The organism is Flavobacterium algoris (assembly GCF_048158525.1).
Classification (GTDB): Bacteria; Bacteroidota; Bacteroidia; order Flavobacteriales; family Flavobacteriaceae; genus Flavobacterium; species Flavobacterium algoris.
In genome coordinates, this window is sequence record NZ_JBLNKT010000016.1 from 41,050 (window position 1) to 59,423 (window position 18,374).

Below are 18,374 nucleotides of genomic sequence, written 5' to 3' on the forward strand. Positions count from 1 at the left end.
GTAATTACTCTATGTTATGGTAATGTTTCTTATTTATTATGTTTTCTTTTTTAATTTTGGGTTCTTTTAGCCTAAAAAAGCTGTTTAATACTTCAAAATTTCCTTATTTTTGAAAGATGAAAAAAATGGTATACTTCTTTTTATTACTTCCTTTAATGATTTGGTCCCAATCCAATTTTGATAAAGCAGAGAAATTTTTCAAAGAAGAAAAATTTGATCAGGCACAGTCCATTTTTGAATCTATTTTAAAGACTAATCCTTCTGATTTGAAGGCCATTGAATATTTAGGAGATATAGCCGGACGAAATAAATCTTGGGATAAAGCGATTGGTTATTATAAAAAACTCAAACAATTAAAACCTTCGGAAGCTAATTATTATTTTAAATATGGAGGAGCGCTAGGAATGAAAGCCACACAGGTCAATAAATTCAAGGCACTCGGAATGATAGATGAGGTTAAAGAGTCTTTTGAAAAAGCGATCCTTTTTAACCCAAAGCACATTGAGGCACGTTGGGCATTAGTAGAATTGTATATTCAGTTGCCAGGAATCGTCGGTGGTAGTGAGTCTAAAGCTATAAAATATTCAAATGAATTGTTACGATTATCACCCGTTGATGGGTATTTATCTAAAGGACATATTGAGGAGTATTTTAAAAGATATAAGGTTGCAGAACAACAATATAAAAAAGCAATAGCTGTAGGTGGTTCAAAAGTCGGCTATCAAATGCTGGCTAATTTGTATAAAAACAAAATGAATGATCCTGAAAAAGCTAAATCGGTTTTAGAAGAATATAAAGATAAAAAAGGATAAAAAAGTTCAGGACAGATTTTAATTCCTCTTGAATTCAACAACTATAAATCATAAACTTAATGCGTACACATTTTATAGCTATCGGTGGAAGTGCCATGCACAATCTCGCTTTAGCATTACACAACAAAGGGTATCAAGTTACAGGAAGTGATGATGCCATTTTTGAACCGTCAAAATCAAGATTAGATAAAAAAGGAATTTTGCCTCCAGAATTAGGTTGGTTTACTGAAAAAATTACCTCAGATATTGAAGCAGTAATTCTAGGAATGCATGCCAAAGCAGATAATCCTGAATTGTTGAAAGCACAGGAATTAGGCCTGAAAATATATTCTTATCCAGAGTTCTTGTATGAACAATCCAAAAATAAAACGCGCGTTGTAATTGGTGGTTCTCATGGAAAAACAACCATAACCTCAATGATTCTTCATGTGATGCATTATCATGATATAGCGGTTGATTATATGGTTGGCGCACAACTGGAAGGATTTGACACGATGGTACATCTTACAGAAGAAAATGATTTTATTGTTTTAGAAGGAGATGAGTATTTGTCTTCGCCAATAGACAGAAGGCCAAAGTTTCATTTGTACCAACCCAATATTGCTTTGATTTCTGGAATAGCCTGGGATCATATCAATGTTTTTCCAACGTATGAAAATTATGTAGAACAGTTTGAAATTTTTATTGGCAAAATTACCAATGGTGGAATTTTGGTTTACAATGAAGATGATTCCGAAGTGAAACGTGTCGCCGAAGCCGCTACGAATCCAATCCGAAAATTAGCCTATCATACACCAAAATATGCCGTAAGCGATGGTGTTACACTTCTCGAAACTCCCGAAGGCAACATGCCAATAGAGGTTTTTGGAGCACATAATCTTAATAATTTGGCCGGAGCCAAATGGATTTGTCAAAATATGGGCGTAGATGAAGCTGATTTTTATGAAGCAATTGCCAGTTTTAAAGGCGCTTCAAAACGATTGGAAAAAATTGCGGAGAGTAAAACAAAAGTGGCCTATAAAGATTTTGCCCATTCGCCAAGTAAAGTGGCGGCAACAACAAAAGCTGTCAAAGAGCAATATCCAAATAGAACTTTGGTGGCTTGTTTAGAGTTACATACCTATAGCAGCCTGAATGCTGAATTTTTAAAAGAATATGAAGGTGCGTTAGAAAATGCTGATAAAGCAGTTGTTTTCTATTCTCCAGATGCAGTAAAAATTAAGCAGCTGGAAGAAGTGACTTACGAGCAAATTGCTAATGCATTCAATAGAAAAGATTTAATTATTTATACCAATCCAAAAGATTTTGCGGCTTATTTATTCAACTTAAATCTTGAAAATTCAGCTTTGTTATTGATGAGTTCAGGGAATTATGGTGGATTAAATTTCGATGAAGTTAAGGAATTGATGAAATAAAACAGCATGAATAATAAAATAGAAATTACTAAAACGACCAGTGAGAGCCAGGATTTTATTGATCTTATCGCGGCATTAGATACCAGTTTGTGGGAGTGTTATCCAGAATTAAAAACAAATTATTGGAGGAATAATGTCATAGAATTAAATCCTAATGTTGTTATTATTTATCTCGATGATAAAGCTGTAGCCTGTGGTTGTTTCAAGAAATACGATAAAGATACAATTGAATTAAAGCGTATGTTTGTTTCTCCCGAAGCACGAGGGATGGGGTTAGCCCAAAAAATATTGCATGAATTGGAACTTTGGGCACATGAGTTAGGGTTTTCTTTATCCGTATTGGAAACTTTGTATAAACAAAAAGAGGCCATCGGTTTGTATCAAAAAGTAGGCTATGCTATTGTTGATAATTACGAACCTTATGTGGGTTTAGAAAATAGTATTTGTATGAAAAAACAAATTTAATAGAAAATAAGCCTATGCCTGAAAATTCTTTTTTCCCAATTACTAATTGGTCCGAAGACGACAAACCAAGAGAAAAGCTAATGCTGAAAGGCAAAAGTGCTTTGAGCGATTCAGAACTGATTGCTATTTTGATTGGTTCAGGAAGTCGTAACGAATCAGCAGTTGATTTGAGTAAACGGATTTTAGGGAGCGTCAATAATAATTTGAATGCGTTAGGGAAATTATCAATTTCTCAATTGACAAATTTTAAAGGAATAGGCGAAGCCAAAGCAATTTCGATTATTGCTGCTTTAGAACTAGGAAGACGAAGAAGGGAAGAGGATGCAGTTGAATTAACAAAAATTACTTCCAGTAAAACAATTTTCGAAATCATGCAGCCTATTATTGGTGAATTGCCACACGAAGAATTTTGGATTGTATATTTGAATAATTCAAACAAAGTCATTTCAAAATCACAATTGAGTAAAGGCGGAATAACCGGAACCTTGGTTGACGTGCGATTAGTCTTTAAAATGGCACTAGAAATAGGGGCAACGGGATTAATATTATGCCACAATCATCCTTCGGGAACATTGATTCCAAGCGATGCTGACAAACAAATTACACGGAAACTAAAACTAGCAGGAGATAGTTTAGAAATAAAAGTTTTAGACCACCTTATTGTGACGGAAGCTAGTTATTTTAGCTTTGTCGATGAAGGAATATTTTAGAAGTTAAAAATGAAACATACCATTATAAAAGACGTATTCTTTGATTTAGATCATACGCTTTGGGATTTTGATAAAAATTCTGAATTAACGTTTGCGACTATTTTTAATAAAAGTCATCCAACAATTGAAATCGCAGCATTCATTAAAAAATATGTTCCAATAAATCAAGCATGCTGGAAATTGTATCAATATGATAAAATTACGCATAGTGAATTGCGCTACAATCGATTGAAACATTCTTTTGATGCATTGAACTACACTATTTCTGATGAAGAGATTGAAACTATAGCTCAAGAATACATTCAACGATTACCTGAAAATAACCATCTTTTTGACGGAAGTTTTGAGGTTTTGGATTATTTAAATCAAAAATATAAACTGCACATCATTACTAATGGTTTTGCTGAAGTGCAATTTAAAAAGTTAAACAATTCAAATATTGGAAATTATTTTCAAACAATTACTAATTCTGAAATGGCAGGTGTAAAAAAGCCAAATCCTATTATTTTTGAATATGCCCTTGATTTGGCCAAAGCCAAAAAAGAAAGCAGTATTATGATAGGGGATAGTTTAGAAGCAGATGTTGAAGGAGCTCTTAATGCAGGTTTTGATGCTATTTATTTTAATGAAAGTAAAGCACAAGTAGAACAAAATATTAAACAAGTCAATCACTTATTAGAATTAAAAAAATATTTATAAATTATGGTATCGCCATGATTCAAAAAACAATCATAAATGAAGAATGGCGATGCAATATTCCTTTAATAAAAAAATTACCTACATATGAAAACACGATTCCTATTTTTCGCAGTATTAATTTCAAGTTACTGTTTCTCGCAATCTGTAAATGATTGTAAAGCGGTACTTATTCCATTGAAATTTGACTTTATAAAAAGTGATAATCAATATAGGCTCGCTACTTTATCTAAGTTTAATTTGAATAAAGCAGGTTTTCAGGCCTTTTATACAAATGAGTCTTTACCAAAAGAATACAATGATAGATGTAGTTTGATGTATTTTGATGTGGTAAAAGAAAAGTCTTTTTTAACAACAAAATTACATGTCACTTTCAAGGATTGTAATGGGAAAATTATTTTTCAATCTGCCAGCGGTATAAGTAAAGAAAAAGATTTTCAATTAGCCTATACTGAGGCTTTGAATAAAGCTTTTATTTCTGTTTATGCCTTAGAATATAAATATAATAATGCAGTTGTACGTAATTCAGATACAAATTTGAACCCAACTAGTCCATCGCTAGTTTCTCAAGAAGTTTCTGCATCTATATCTACAAATGAAACTGTAAAGGCAAATATGGGTGGCGATAGTTCGGGAACACTTTATGCACAACCTACAGCTACAGGTTTTCAGTTAATTGATAGTTCACCGAAAGTGATTTTGAAAATATTTAATTCTTCAAGAAAGGATTGTTTCATTGCTGCAAAAGGGAATGTACAAGGTGTTCTAATCGCAAAAGACAACCAATGGCTTTTTGAATATTACCTAAATGACAAATTGATTTCTGAAAAAGTAGATGTTAAATTTTAGATTTTAATATCCATATTTGTTTTTCCAACGGTTTTTTAGGAATTCCCGAATGGTATTTTCTCGTGAGTTGTTTCCCGGATTATAAATTGGTGTATTACTTAAATGATTAGGTAGAAATTCCTGTTCTGCAAAATTGTTGGCAAAATCATGAGAATATTTATACTCTTCCCCATAACCCAGTTCTTTCATTAATTTAGTGGGTGCGTTGCGCAAATGAATTGGAACCGGCAAATCACCAGTTTGTTTCACTAGTTGTTGTGCTGTTCCAATTGCAAGATACGAAGCATTACTTTTAGCAGAAGTTGCTAAGTAAATGGCACATTGGCTTAATATAATCCGGCTTTCAGGATAGCCAATAGTTGAAACTGCCTGGAATGCATTATTCGCCATAATGAAAGCAGTAGGGTTCGCATTTCCTATGTCTTCACTGGATAGAATAAGCATACGTCTGGCTATGAATTTTACATCTTCACCACCTTCAATCATTCGAGCCAGCCAATATACAGCCCCGTTAGGATCACTTCCTCGAATTGATTTTATAAAAGCCGAAATAATATCATAATGCTGTTCGCCACTTTTGTCATACAAAACGGTATTTTGTTGCACCAATTCAAAGACTCGATCGTTAGTGATTATAATTTCGGCTTCATTAGAGGCGTTTACGACAAGTTCAAAAATATTTAATAGCTTACGTCCATCACCTCCAGAAAGTCGCAATAAAGCTTCTGTTTCTTTTAAAACAATGTTTTTGTTTGCTAAAAAAGAATCCGTTTTCATGGCGCGTTCCAATAAGGCTTCTAAATCGGCTTTTGTAAAAGCATTTAAAACATAAACTTGACAACGTGAAAGTAATGCAGGGATAACTTCAAAACTTGGATTTTCTGTGGTTGCACCTATCAGTGTTATCCAACCTTTTTCCACAGCAGCCAGCAAAGAGTCTTGTTGAGATTTGCTAAAACGATGAATCTCATCGATAAACAGGATAGGATTTTTTGCAGTAAATAATCCGCCACTTTGTTTTGCTTTTTCAATAACATCTCGAATATCCTTCACACCTGAATTGATAGCGCTCAAAATGTAAAATGGTCGTTTAGATTCTTGTGCAATAATTTGTGCCAAAGTTGTTTTTCCAGTTCCTGGTGGTCCCCAGAAAATCAACGAAGGAATTATTCCTTTTGTGATTTGTTGAGTCAATGAGCCGCTTGGCCCTACCAAATGGGATTGACTGATATAGTCTTCTAATTTTTGTGGTCGAATGCGTTCTGCAAGTGGTGCTTCCATTTATTTTTTAAATCTGAAATCTAAATTCGTTAATCTTTAATCATCTATCAAAAAATAACTTTGGTAAAATTACTGTTTTTATTTGGAGCTATTTCCAGCTGTCCACTATATCTTTTTATCTCGTTAAAAAACGAGATAAAAAGGATGTCGTTTCCATCTGGGCTAGGGGACTGTATTTAAAATGTTCTTTTAGTTTTAATATGACAAAATAGCATTAAATTGCTTTTGGATAAGTTTTTGAGTTTAATTTAAAAGAACACGAAATTAAAACTAATGGATAATCATTTCAAATTTACTAATGCGGTTATTGGACTTCCACTTTTTTTTGTAGTATTCCTGTGGTTTATTTTTTGGCTTGAAGTCCGATTTGATTTTGATTTTGTTCATAATGGAATTTACCCAAGAGAGCTTATGGGTTTACAAGGAATCTTATTTAGCCCTTTTATTCATGCTGATATTGAGCATCTTTATAATAATTCCATTCCATTACTCATTTTATTAGCCGCTTTACAATTTTTTTATGCGAATCAATCTGTCAAAGTTATTGGATTTGGAATTTTGCTTTCGGGAATAATTACTTGGATTATTGGGAGGGATAATTACCATATTGGTGCTAGTGGTTTGATTTATGTCCTAGTGAGTTTTATTTTCTTTAAGGGAATACAAACACAATATTATCGCTTAGTGGCTTTGTCACTTGCTGTAATTGTTATTTATGGTGGTTTAGTTTGGTATGTTTTTCCAAGTCCCGAGACCTCGGGAGAAAAAGCAATTTCTTGGGAAGGTCACTTGGCTGGATTGATAACTGGTTTTGTCTTATCTTTATTCTACAAAACACCAGAGTATAAAAAGGTAATCAAATACGATTGGGAAAAACCAGATTACAATCCTGAAGAAGATAAATTCATGCAACGTTTCGATGCAAATGGAAATTTTGTAAATCTGCCACTAGATGAAACGGAAGAACTACTGTCGTATTACTCTTCTGATTTCCCGGTAGAATATACAATCGTCTTAAATGAAAAAAATGAACCAAAACCGGAGTCTTAATTCATTTTTAGTAAAGAGTTTATAGCGTAAAATATTCTAAAAATCTAAGAGGTCCAACAATCTAAGATCGCTGTCTTACCGCCTCATATAAAAAAGCACCACAAGCTACTGAAACATTTAAAGATCCAATAGTTCCAAACATAGGTAGTTTTGCTTTTTCATCTACAATTTTAAGTACAGATGGATTTACTCCACGATCTTCGGATCCCATTATGATGGCTACAGGTTCGTTTAAAGAAATGTCATAAATATTTTGATCTGTTTTTTCTGTAGCGGCTACTGTTTTTATACCACTGGCCTGTAAAAGAAAAATAGCATCTTTGATGTGTTCTACTTTACATATTGGAATGTTAAAAACGGCTCCAGCAGAAGTTTTTACGGTATCGCCATTTACAGGTGCGGAACCAGCCTTTTGAACTATAATTCCATTTACACCAGTACATTCTGCAGTTCTTATTATAGCACCAAAATTACGTGCATCCGATATTTGGTCCAAAATTAAAAACAATGGTTTTTTGCCATTTTCTATTACTGATTCTATCAATGATTCTAAATCAAAAAAGGAGATAGGAGAAATTGTTGCCACTGCACCTTGATGGTTATTAGGCGTAAGTCTATTAAGCTTTTCAACAGGAACGTAAGAAAAGTTAATGTTGCCACGCTTCATCACTTTCATTAAGTCTTTCATCAGTTCGCTGCTTGCTTCCTTCTGAATGTATACTTTGTCTACCGTTGCGCCCGCTTGTATGGCTTCAATTATTGCTCTAATCCCGAATATTTGGTGTTCTTTTTCCATGGTGCAAATATATAAAAAAAAAACCACCCCAAAAAATGGGATGGTTTTTAATATTATTTTGGTGATAATTAGTGTTTATCCCAGAAAACGTGACTAGTAACATTATCATTTGTAAGTTTTGCAATTGCAGCGTCTACATTTGTTTTATTAAGAGTTCTTTCCACTACAGGATATGAATATCGTTTTGGAACTTCAGTGATGTCGCCATAAGTAACAGTAGGAACATGTAGAACAGGGAAATCTAATCTTCTGTAAGAAGTCCAAGCTTCAAATCCTCTGTTAAATAAAGCAATCCATGATTGTTCGCCTATTTTTTGTTGCCAAGTTCCAGTCGCTGTTGCATAAACTACGTCTGGTCTTAAAAGGTAAGTTGCAATATCGGCTGCAGCTACACCCCAATCCTGCATAGAAGCAGTGATTGCAGCAGTGTAATGTGTTGCAGCTGTACCGCCAACGGCGATGTTTCTTGCTGCAGCTTCTGCTAATAAGAATTCTGTTTCAGAATACGTTAACAATACTCCAGGATAAACCGGGTTTTTGATAGTTTCAGTAAGATGAGTGAAATTAGCATAAACGTTAAGTTCTCCATATGTACCACCTTTATAAGCTCCACTTATTTTGCCAGTGAAGTATTTATCGCTTCTTGGATCACTAAGCGCATTCAACTTATTAACAAACGTATTTGCTGGTAAAAAGTCGTTACGACCTGAAGCTACTAAATCAACATATAATGGATTAGCATTAGGTTGGATAGTCGCATATTTTAGGTAAGCACTATCTGAATTTTGTGTAAATATTCCATCAGCTATTGCAGCTAAAGCTTGAGTTCCTGCGTATGCATGGTCAACATCATCCATGTTGATAGCCATTCTTAAACGAAGTGTGTTGGCAAACTTAGCCCATTTTGCTGTGTTTCCTTGATAAACAAGGTCAGCTGCATCAAAACTTCCGTTGGTTTTGTCTAAAGCATTAGAGGCAGTTGTTAATTTTACAATAAGATCTTTGTAGATTACTTGTGCATCATCATATTTTGGAAGTGGATGATTGATAATGTCCAATGCTTCTGTATATGGAATGTCTCCAAAAGTATCTACTAATATGCCATAAGTGTAAGCTGCTAGTATATCAATTACTGCAATCTTATTATCTAAAACTTTTGCATCTGTAGCAGATCCTACAAACGTTGCTTTTTCTGCAAGCAAAAGATCTTTAGATTCTTTGTAATCTCTCAATACATCACGATAGTAAGTTATCCAATGTGCATCAGGAATTTTACGTCCACTAAGATCATATTGACTTTCTTGTGGGTATTGAACTTCTGTCCATTGTTGAGCGAATAATCTAAAAACATTATAGTTTACTGATGTGCTTGTTACTTGATCCATCATTGCGTGTTCTGCATTGGTGAACAAGTATTCCGCTTTGGTTGTCGTAGGACGTTTAGTGTCCTGATTTAATCCTGTAATGTCATCAGAACATGATGCAAACATGGTTAAAAGTGGGAGCAGTATGAATAGTTTATTTTTCATCGTTTAAAATTTTATTGTTAAGTTACAACCAATATTTCTAGTACTTGGTAGAGATCCGATAGACAGTCCTAACGAACCAGCATTAGATCCTAATCCGCTTTCAGGGTCTGCATCTGGAAGATTTTTATCAATTATCCATAAATTAGATCCAACAAGTGCGATTTTAAAGTCAGCTAATTTCAATTTTGAAACTAATGCAGTTGGTAAGCTATAAGTGATATTTACCTCTCTTAGTTTGATAAAACCAGCATCATATACGTAACCTTTTCTTGCCCCTCCAGAGTAAGAGTTAGTGATTGCTCCTGCTGCAGGTCTAAAATAGTCTGATCTAGTTGTGTTAGGAGTACCATCAGCGTATACTCCAGGAAAGATAACACCACCACCACTGGCAGCAGAATTTCTTACTGGGTTTCCTAATTCGTTATTTCCAACTGTTTGCTCACCTAAACCAGTTCCTACGCCATACCATTGATCTGTAGAGAATACATCTCCGCCTTTTTTCATGTCAATTAAGAAGCTAAAAGAAAAGCTTTTGTATGTAAATTTATTACGAATACCACCAATCCAATCTGGGTTAACGTTTCCGATAATAGCATTTGGATCAGTACCTAATATATATCTACCAGTTGTTTTATTTACAATCCTTTGACCGTCAGCAGCATATGTGTAATCTACTCCTTTTAGTACTCCAAAAGGTTGTCCTACTACAGCATTTAAAGTAACACTTCCGGGGAATGAACTAATTTGCAAGTTTTCAATACCATCAGCTAATTTAGTTACCATGTTGTTGTTTTTAGACCAGTTTACATTGATGTCCCAAGCAAAATCATTTGTTTTAATTGGAGTTACATTAAACTGAACCTCAATACCTTTATTTTCAATTGTAGCAGCATTTACATAGCGGCTTGAATTACCTGTTGCAGGTGAATAAGGAACATTCACCGCTTCACCGTTATTTACGTTTTTATACAAACTCACGTCAAATCCAACTCTTTTCTTTAAGAACTGCATTTCAAGACCAATCTCTTGTGTTTTAGTTTTAATCGGTTGAAGGTTTGGATTGTTTTTTATGCTATTTACAGAATATTGTTGGTTTCCGTTAAAAGCATCAATTTTAGCATAAGTATCTACTAAAGCTAATCCTGGAGTTCCAAGTGGACTTTCAGAATAACCGCCTCTTAATTTACCAAATGATAACCAGCTTGCATCGATGTTGTTAGAAAAAACCCAACTTCCAGATACAGAGTTGCTCCATAGTGAATTATCGCCTACAGGTAAGTTTGAGAATGCATCTCTTCTAGAGGTAGCATCTACGTACAAGAAATCTTTATATCCGAAAGAAGCAGAAACATAATAACTGTTTACACCACTTTTAGTGGCTCTTTCGTAAGGATAAGGGCTGGTAGAAACTGAATTAGATAAAGAGTAAAGTCCAGGAACAATCAAACCTCCTTGGGTTGAAGCGGTAATTGTATTGAAAACATTTCTTTTTATTGTACCTCCGGCTACTCCACTTAAAGAGAAGTCTTCACCGAAGTTCTTTTTAAAGTTAAGAAGTATATCATAATTCTGTTCAGAGAAGTTACCATTGTAGCGTTGGTATCCTGATGCTTCGTCTAATGAATTGATTCCGAATGTTTTTGTTACAGATCCAACTGCAACTCTTTCTTCACGAATCTCAGAATAAGTATCTGTAGATATTTTGCCTGTTGCTGATAGCCAGTCCGCAATTTTGTAAGTTAAGTTTGCATACCCTACAAAACGATTTCTGCTGTCATTTTGATAGTTTTTGTAACGCTCAAAATAAGGGTTGTTCCAATAAGCAGGATATCCGTTATCTACGGAAGTTCTATTCCAAGTAATGTTTTGTCCTCCTGAGTTGTTGTATGCTTGCTCTAGTTGTTTGATATCAACGTTTGTTTGCCACCATTGACGAAAACCAGTGATCATATTGTCGCTATATCCTGTCATGTTTCTACCTGTAGCAGCCTGGTTAGAAAAGTTAGCGAAAGAGCTAAGCGATAATTTGTCGGTAAACTGATGATTCAATTTTAAACTAAAGTTGTTTTTGTTTAATTCACTATTTGGTAAAATGCCACTTTGTTTTGTGTTACTGTAATTAAAAACTACATTAGACTTGTCATTAGCATCTTCAAATGAAACGCTATTTACTAATGAAAGAGAGTTTTTAAAGAAAGTAGTAGGGTCGTTTTTAGCAGCTACCCATGGTGTTGCTTTTCCGTAGTTTGCGTTTCCTGGATATGCTGAAAAAGCATCCCATTGGTATACTTTAAGAGAAGGGTTAAAAGCATCTCCTGCGGAAGCATCGTCTCCCATAGCAACAACTGTATCGGGAATTCCATCTCCGTTTACATCTTGACTGCCGAAAGATCCACCATAACCAGCTCCGTACTGTTTTTGATATTTTACAAAAGTACTTTTATCTATTGAACCGCTTACTACTTCAGATGAGACAGTAATTCCTAATCCTTTTTTAGATTTTCCTTTTTTAGTAGTAATCATCAAAACTCCATTACCGGCTAGGTATCCGTATAGTGCAGATGCAGCAGCACCTTTTAATACGTTGACACTTTCAATGTCATCAGGATTGATATCCATACCATTATTACCATAATCAAAACCTTGTCTACCTGTCGTTTGAGATGTTAGGCCATCTGTAGAAGTGTTTGAGTTGTTGATTGGCATACCGTCAATTACAATAAGCATTTCATTACTTTGACCTATAGCTTTGATACCACGTGATACCGCACTAGTAGAACCTCCAAAGTTTGAGTTTCTTGTAATGTTAACACCCGCTACTTTTCCAGAAAGTTCATTTAGGAAGTTTCCACTTGAAGTTCCGCTTTTTAAGTCACCTCCTTTTAATTCTTGAGTAGCATAACCAAGAGATTTTTTCTCTCTTTTAACACCTAAAGCTGTTACTACAACACCTTCAAGTTCTAATGCATCACTTGCTAATTTTACATTAACTGTTGATGAACTAGCTGCTGCTTCTTGGCCTTTCATACCAATATAGCTAAAAACCAAGACTTGACTTGGTGTTGCTTTGATAGAATATTTTCCATCAAAATCAGTTTGTGTTCCAGATTTAGTTCCTTTCACTAATACACTCACGCCTGGTAAAGGCAATCCTGCATTATCAGAAACAGTTCCTGAAACAGCTCTTTCTTGCGCAAAAGTTAGTTGCGCCACAAGTACTACTAATAGTACTAAGAATCCATTGAACTTTAGTTTCATTTTTAAATATTTTGAATTAGTGAGACAAAAATCTTAATAATTTGTTAACTTTCCTAACATTTGAAATGATTTTTTATGCACGCATTCAAAATTTAACATTATAACATATGTGAATAATAGTGTTATAAAAATTTATTTTTTGATTTTTTGTGTTTCCATTTGCTAAAGCTAATTTTAGTAATCCGCTTTTTGTTTGCAGTCCCAGTCCTAGTCCCAGTGCTATAAGTTCAGTTTTTTGGTTGTTTTTGTCGGTTAAAGTTTTGTCTTTATAGATGGCGTAATCCATGATGGAATGTAAGTATAAACTTGGAGAAAGTGTATAGCGATATTCTGTTAAAATTGATGTTAAAAAATGTCCTTGTAAACTGTTTTCTTCAAAACCTCTAATCGAATTAATGCCTCCGAAACGGAATAATTCGTTTATTATGTATTTATCGCTTTGTAAAAAATAATTTTGACTTTTTACGTTGATGTTGTTTTTTTTATTCAAATAGAAAGTATGGGTGGCTTCTAAATTTATAAAAAATTGTTTATTTGGTTCAGTAGTTTCGGATTGATTGTTTATTTGTCTTTTTCCGGTACCAATTGTTATTGATAATGCTGATTTTTTCGAAGAGATGGTGTTATAGTCATTTTTTGTGTATTCAAAATTTGAAGTCAAATAAGAGTTTTTATAGTCGCTTAGTTGTTCGCTGTTTGTGTTTTGTATGTCGCTGGATTCTGTTGATTGATATCCTAGATAAATTCTGGAGTTGTAATTGATTAAATATCCTAAATCAATACCGGTTTTTGTGTTTTGGAAAGTACTGTCTTGTTTGAAAATTGCAAGATTTGCTTTAATTCCTATTGGACTTTTGAATAAATAGGGTATTTCTATATTTGTTTTAAATGTTTTTTGTTTGTTTCCGTCGCTTTTCCAGTAAATTGAAAACTGCTCTCCAACGCCTAACGTGTTTTCAAGAGCTATGTCTAGATAGCCGTTAAATTTTATTTTTTTGTTATCGTTATTAGAAAAACCTATAAATCCATCAAAAGTATTTGATTTTCTTTTTTCAAGATAAATGTAAATTTTAGTGGTGTCTTTGGTTAGTAAAATTTCTGGATATTTAACTTGGTTTGCAAATCTGAATTTCTCAAATTCATTATGGATTTCTTCAATGATGTTTTTATTGAAAATTTTGTTGTTGTATTTGTTGTTAATTTGCTTAGCGTAACTTTTTGGGAAGTTGATTTTTTTGCCTTTTCCTGCATATTTTATTTCGATTGAATTTATTTTCCTTTTTTTATCAGATATGAATTCTAAATCGGCATAAAGAGCTTTGCTTTTATTTTGGATATTAGTTAGTTTTAATTTTGCTAAAGCAAATCCGTTTTCTTCTAGCTTTTTTAGGGTGCTATTCAGGAAGGTTTCTATTTCTTCGTATTTGAGGGTTATTGTGTCGGTAGTTTTGGTTGGGTTTAGTATATTGTTTAATTGGTTATTTCTACCTATATATATATATATGAATTTAATTTTGTTTCCCAAGCTTAATTTGGATAGATAAGTGGAGTCTTTTGTTTTAATGGTAGTGATGATTTTGTTTTCTATAAAGCCTATTTTGGATAGTCTGTCTGATATTCGAGCTATTTCATCAGTAATTGATTTTGTGTTTTTATGATTTGAATTGTAATTTAAGGAATCAACAGTTTTTGTTTCGGAGTCCGAGCTTCCAATTATGTGTAGCTGAAAATTTTGGGCAAAACAATTTAGTCCGAAAAATAAAAGCAGAAAAGAAATTATATGAGGTTTCAAATGAATGTAAGTTTTAATAAATGTAATGCAAATATCTATGGTTTGTAATAAAAATCAAATGACAAAATAATCTTATTGAAAATTAATGGTTTAACGTTTGTAGAGTGAAAAATATTTTCTACATTTGCAACCCCGTAAAAAGCGGGAATTTAATATAATAAGAAATTTTTAGTATTAATTATGCCAACAATTCAACAATTAGTAAGAACAGGAAGAACTCAGATAACTAAGAAGAGTAAATCGGTTGCTTTAGATTCTTGTCCTCAAAGAAGAGGGGTTTGTACGCGTGTTTACACTACAACACCAAAAAAACCAAACTCTGCAATGCGTAAAGTAGCGCGTGTACGTTTGACAAATGGTAATGAAGTGAATGCTTACATCCCTGGTGAAGGACACAATTTACAAGAGCACTCGATAGTATTAGTTAGGGGTGGAAGGGTAAAAGATTTACCAGGAGTTAGATATCACATCGTTCGTGGTGCACTTGATACGTCAGGAGTAGCAGGAAGAACGCAAAGAAGATCTAAGTACGGAGCAAAACGCCCAAAAGAAGCAAAAAAGTAATTTAAAAAGTTATTTCTTATAGGGATGTGATTAATCACAGCTGTATGAGTATGACATTTTATTAAAAAAAAGACATGAGAAAAAGAGCGGCAAAGAAAAGACCACTTTTACCAGATCCAAGGTTTAATGATCAACTGGTAACACGTTTTGTGAACAACTTAATGTGGGATGGAAAAAAATCGACAGCGTTTAAAGTATTTTATGATGCGATTGACATCATTGAGTCTAAAAAACAAGATGCAGAGAAACCATCATTAGAAATTTGGAAAGATGCGTTAACCAATGTTATGCCTCACGTAGAAGTACGTAGTCGTAGAGTAGGTGGTGCTACGTTTCAAATTCCAATGCAAATTCGTCCAGATAGAAAAATTTCTATGGCGATGAAGTGGTTGATACTTTATTCTAGAAGAAGAAACGAAAAATCAATGGCTCAAAGGTTAGCTTCAGAATGTTTAGCTGCGGCTAAAGAGGAAGGAGCTGCTGTTAAAAAGAGAATGGATACTCACAAAATGGCAGAAGCTAATAAAGCATTCTCTCACTTTAGATTTTAATTCTTAAGAAATGGCTAGAGAACTTAAATATACAAGAAACATAGGAATTGCTGCTCACATTGATGCTGGTAAAACAACAACAACGGAGCGTATATTATTCTATACTGGAAAATCACACAAAATTGGTGAAGTACACGATGGTGCTGCAACAATGGACTGGATGGCACAAGAGCAAGAAAGAGGTATTACAATTACTTCTGCTGCTACAACTTGTGAATGGAATTTTCCAACTACTCAAGGTAAAGTTTTACCTGAAACATTGCCTTACCACTTTAATATTATCGATACACCGGGACACGTTGACTTTACTGTTGAAGTAAACCGTTCTTTGCGTGTGCTTGATGGTTTGGTTTTCTTATTTAGTGCTGTTGATGGTGTTGAGCCGCAATCAGAAACTAACTGGAGATTAGCAGATCAATACAGAGTACCGCGTATTGGTTTCGTTAATAAAATGGATAGACAAGGTTCTAACTTTTTGATGGTTTGTCAACAAGTAAGAGATATGTTGAAATCAAATGCAGTTGCGATCACTTTGCCTATTGGTGAAGAAAATGATTTCAAAGGTGTTGTGGATTTAGTAAGAAACCAGGCTATTGTTTGGGATGAAGAAGGTATGGGGGCAACTTACGAGATTGTACCTATTCCAGAAGATATGCTTGACGAGGTTAAAGAATACAGATCGATTCTTATTGAGGCAGTTGCTGATTATGATGAGACTTTGCTTGAAAAATTCATGGAAGACGAAAACTCTATCACAGAGGAAGAAATCAACATTGCATTAAGAGCAGCTGTAATGGATATGGCCATCATTCCTATGATTGCTGGTTCTTCTTTTAAAAACAAAGGAGTTCAATTCATGTTAGATGCAGTATGTAAATATTTGCCATCTCCAATGGATAAAGAAGGTATCGAAGGGATTCATCCTGATGATGCTGAGTTATTAGAAGAAGATCAAACTAAAATATTGCGTAAGCCAGATGTTAAAGAGCCATTCGCTGCTTTAGCGTTTAAAATTGCTACTGACCCATTCGTAGGTCGTTTAGCTTTTTTCCGTGCTTATTCAGGACGCTTGGATGCAGGTTCTTATGTTTTGAACACTCGTTCAGGAAACAAAGAAAGAATTTCTCGTATCTACCAAATGCATGCCAACAAGCAAAACCCAATCGATTATATCGAAGCAGGTGATATTGGAGCGGCAGTTGGATTTAAAGATATAAAAACTGGAGATACATTGTGTGATGAAAAACACCCAATCATTCTTGAGTCAATGAAATTCCCAGCGCCAGTAATTGGTATTGCTATTGAGCCTAAAACTAAGGCTGACGTAGATAAAATGGGTATGGCTTTGGCTAAATTAGCAGAAGAAGATCCTACATTTACTGTTAGAACTGATGAGGCTTCAGGTCAGACTATTATTTCTGGTATGGGTGAGCTTCACTTAGATATCTTGGTTGATAGAATGAAACGTGAATTTAAAGTTGAAGTAAACCAAGGGGAACCTCAAGTTGAATACAAAGAAGCATTTACAAAATCTGCTCAACACAGAGAAACTTACAAGAAACAATCTGGTGGTCGTGGTAAATTCGGTGATATCGTATTTAGACTAGAGCCTGCTGATGAAGTTGATGGTAAAGCTCCTGTAGGATTGCAGTTTGTTAATGCTGTAAAAGGTGGTAACGTTCCTAAAGAATATATTCCATCTGTAGAAAAAGGTTTCAGAGAAGCTATGAAAACAGGTCCTTTAGCAGGATACCAAGTAGATAGTTTAAAAGTAACTTTATTAGACGGATCTTTCCACCCAGTGGATTCTGATGCACTTTCTTTTGAGCTTGCAGCAAGAATGGGGTATAGAGAGGTAGCTAAGGCAGCTGGTGCTGTTATATTAGAGCCAATCATGAAAATGGAAGTGATTACACCAGAAGAAAACATGGGGGATATCGTAGGTGATATCAACCGTCGTAGAGGTCAGGTGAATGATATGGGTGATAGAGCTGGTGCAAAAACCATTAAAGCAGATGTGCCATTATCTGAAATGTTTGGATACGTTACTACGTTAAGAACACTTTCTTCAGGTAGAGCAACATCTACTATGGAATTTTCACACTACTCTGAAACGCCTTCTAATATTTCAGAAGCAGTTATCAAAAAAGCAAAAGGAAACGCATAATCTTTAAGAAAATGAGTCAAAAAATCAGAATAAAATTAAAATCTTACGATCACATGTTGGTAGATAAGTCTGCTGAGAAGATTGTAAAAACTGTAAAAAGTACAGGTGCAGTAGTGACAGGACCAATTCCATTACCAACTCACAAAAAACTTTTTACAGTGCTACGTTCTCCACACGTTAACAAAAAAGCGAGAGAGCAATTCGAAGTAATGTCATACAAGAGATTAATTGACATTTATTCATCTTCATCAAAAACTATTGATGCCTTGATGAAACTTGAATTGCCTAGCGGTGTTGAAGTAGAGATCAAAGTTTAAATAGCTTACTAGTAAGAAAAGGACGCTGTTTTTAATCGAAAATTATTTTTTTGGTTTGTGTGTAAATAAGTTATACATTTGCACCCACTAAAAAAATAGAATTCGGTTAAAAGCTGCGTTCT

General features: G+C 34.2%; 16 protein-coding genes. 11 read left to right on the forward strand and 5 right to left on the reverse strand.

Going from position 1 to position 18,374, the window contains the following annotated elements; translation table 11 throughout:
- Positions 1 to 116 precede the first annotated feature (116 nt).
- The 6 genes from ACM55I_RS09820 to ACM55I_RS09845 all read left to right on the forward strand — a co-directional run bounded on the left by ACM55I_RS09820 (position 117) and on the right by ACM55I_RS09845 (position 4,947).
- Positions 117 to 812 (forward strand): tetratricopeptide repeat protein, encoded by a 696-nt coding sequence (locus ACM55I_RS09820; protein WP_416846609.1) that lies wholly within the window; start codon positions 117 to 119, stop codon positions 810 to 812.
- A gap of 59 nt (positions 813 to 871) precedes the next feature.
- Positions 872 to 2,227: a UDP-N-acetylmuramate--L-alanine ligase gene (locus tag ACM55I_RS09825; RefSeq protein ID WP_416846610.1), complete on the forward strand. Its 1,356-nt coding sequence runs from the start codon at positions 872 to 874 to the stop codon at positions 2,225 to 2,227.
- 6 nt (positions 2,228 to 2,233) lie between these two features.
- Positions 2,234 to 2,692, forward strand: coding sequence for a GNAT family N-acetyltransferase (locus ACM55I_RS09830; RefSeq protein ID WP_416846611.1), 459 nt, complete (start codon positions 2,234 to 2,236; stop codon positions 2,690 to 2,692).
- A gap of 14 nt (positions 2,693 to 2,706) precedes the next feature.
- Positions 2,707 to 3,402: a RadC family protein gene (gene radC / locus ACM55I_RS09835; RefSeq protein ID WP_416846613.1), complete on the forward strand. Its 696-nt coding sequence runs from the start codon at positions 2,707 to 2,709 to the stop codon at positions 3,400 to 3,402.
- Positions 3,403 to 3,411: 9 nt separating this feature from the next.
- Positions 3,412 to 4,101: a YjjG family noncanonical pyrimidine nucleotidase gene (locus tag ACM55I_RS09840; RefSeq protein WP_416846614.1), complete on the forward strand. Its 690-nt coding sequence runs from the start codon at positions 3,412 to 3,414 to the stop codon at positions 4,099 to 4,101.
- A gap of 84 nt (positions 4,102 to 4,185) precedes the next feature.
- A complete protein-coding gene (locus ACM55I_RS09845) occupies positions 4,186 to 4,947 on the forward strand; it encodes a hypothetical protein (RefSeq protein ID WP_416846615.1) in 762 nt (253 codons plus the stop codon).
- 3 nt (positions 4,948 to 4,950) lie between these two features.
- Here the strand turns inward: ACM55I_RS09845 and ACM55I_RS09850 are convergent, their stop codons facing one another.
- Positions 4,951 to 6,228 carry a replication-associated recombination protein A gene (locus ACM55I_RS09850; RefSeq protein WP_416846617.1) on the reverse strand — a complete coding sequence of 426 codons (1,278 nt, stop codon included), beginning with the start codon at positions 6,226 to 6,228 and terminating at the stop codon, positions 4,951 to 4,953.
- Between the two features lie 273 nt (positions 6,229 to 6,501).
- Here ACM55I_RS09850 and ACM55I_RS09855 point away from each other — a divergent pair, with 273 nt between their 5' ends.
- Positions 6,502 to 7,278 carry a rhomboid family intramembrane serine protease gene (locus ACM55I_RS09855; protein WP_416846618.1) on the forward strand — a complete coding sequence of 259 codons (777 nt, stop codon included), beginning with the start codon at positions 6,502 to 6,504 and terminating at the stop codon, positions 7,276 to 7,278.
- Positions 7,279 to 7,339: 61 nt separating this feature from the next.
- On the opposite strand, the gene rlmB is transcribed toward ACM55I_RS09855, so the two are convergent.
- The 4 genes from rlmB to ACM55I_RS09875 all read right to left on the reverse strand — a co-directional run bounded on the left by rlmB (position 7,340) and on the right by ACM55I_RS09875 (position 14,653).
- Entirely contained in the window at positions 7,340 to 8,074 is a 735-nt protein-coding gene (gene rlmB, locus ACM55I_RS09860) for a 23S rRNA (guanosine(2251)-2'-O)-methyltransferase RlmB (RefSeq protein WP_035668140.1), read from the reverse strand.
- A 68-nt stretch (positions 8,075 to 8,142) separates the two neighbouring features.
- On the reverse strand, positions 8,143 to 9,603 hold the full coding sequence (locus ACM55I_RS09865) for a SusD/RagB family nutrient-binding outer membrane lipoprotein (RefSeq protein ID WP_416846619.1): 1,461 nt from the start codon (positions 9,601 to 9,603) through the stop codon (positions 8,143 to 8,145).
- A 3-nt stretch (positions 9,604 to 9,606) separates the two neighbouring features.
- Positions 9,607 to 12,861: a SusC/RagA family TonB-linked outer membrane protein gene (locus ACM55I_RS09870; RefSeq protein WP_416846620.1), complete on the reverse strand. Its 3,255-nt coding sequence runs from the start codon at positions 12,859 to 12,861 to the stop codon at positions 9,607 to 9,609.
- 85 nt (positions 12,862 to 12,946) lie between these two features.
- The gene (locus ACM55I_RS09875) at positions 12,947 to 14,653 is read right to left on the reverse strand and encodes a BamA/TamA family outer membrane protein (protein ID WP_416846621.1); all 1,707 of its coding nucleotides are present in this window, start codon (positions 14,651 to 14,653) and stop codon (positions 12,947 to 12,949) included.
- 180 nt (positions 14,654 to 14,833) lie between these two features.
- On the opposite strand from ACM55I_RS09875, the gene rpsL reads away from it, so the two are divergent.
- The 4 genes from rpsL (at position 14,834) to rpsJ (ending at position 18,252) form a co-directional block, all read left to right on the forward strand.
- Positions 14,834 to 15,217, forward strand: a complete 384-nt coding sequence (gene rpsL, locus ACM55I_RS09880; RefSeq protein ID WP_007136570.1) for a 30S ribosomal protein S12 — start codon at positions 14,834 to 14,836, stop codon at positions 15,215 to 15,217.
- Between the two features lie 74 nt (positions 15,218 to 15,291).
- Positions 15,292 to 15,768, forward strand: a complete 477-nt coding sequence (gene rpsG / locus ACM55I_RS09885) for a 30S ribosomal protein S7 (RefSeq protein ID WP_035668130.1) — start codon at positions 15,292 to 15,294, stop codon at positions 15,766 to 15,768.
- Between the two features lie 10 nt (positions 15,769 to 15,778).
- On the forward strand, positions 15,779 to 17,935 hold the full coding sequence (gene fusA / locus ACM55I_RS09890) for an elongation factor G (protein WP_416846622.1): 2,157 nt from the start codon (positions 15,779 to 15,781) through the stop codon (positions 17,933 to 17,935).
- Between the two features lie 11 nt (positions 17,936 to 17,946).
- Positions 17,947 to 18,252 carry a 30S ribosomal protein S10 gene (gene rpsJ, locus ACM55I_RS09895; protein ID WP_011963470.1) on the forward strand — a complete coding sequence of 102 codons (306 nt, stop codon included), beginning with the start codon at positions 17,947 to 17,949 and terminating at the stop codon, positions 18,250 to 18,252.
- The last annotated feature ends 122 nt before the right edge of the window (positions 18,253 to 18,374 follow it).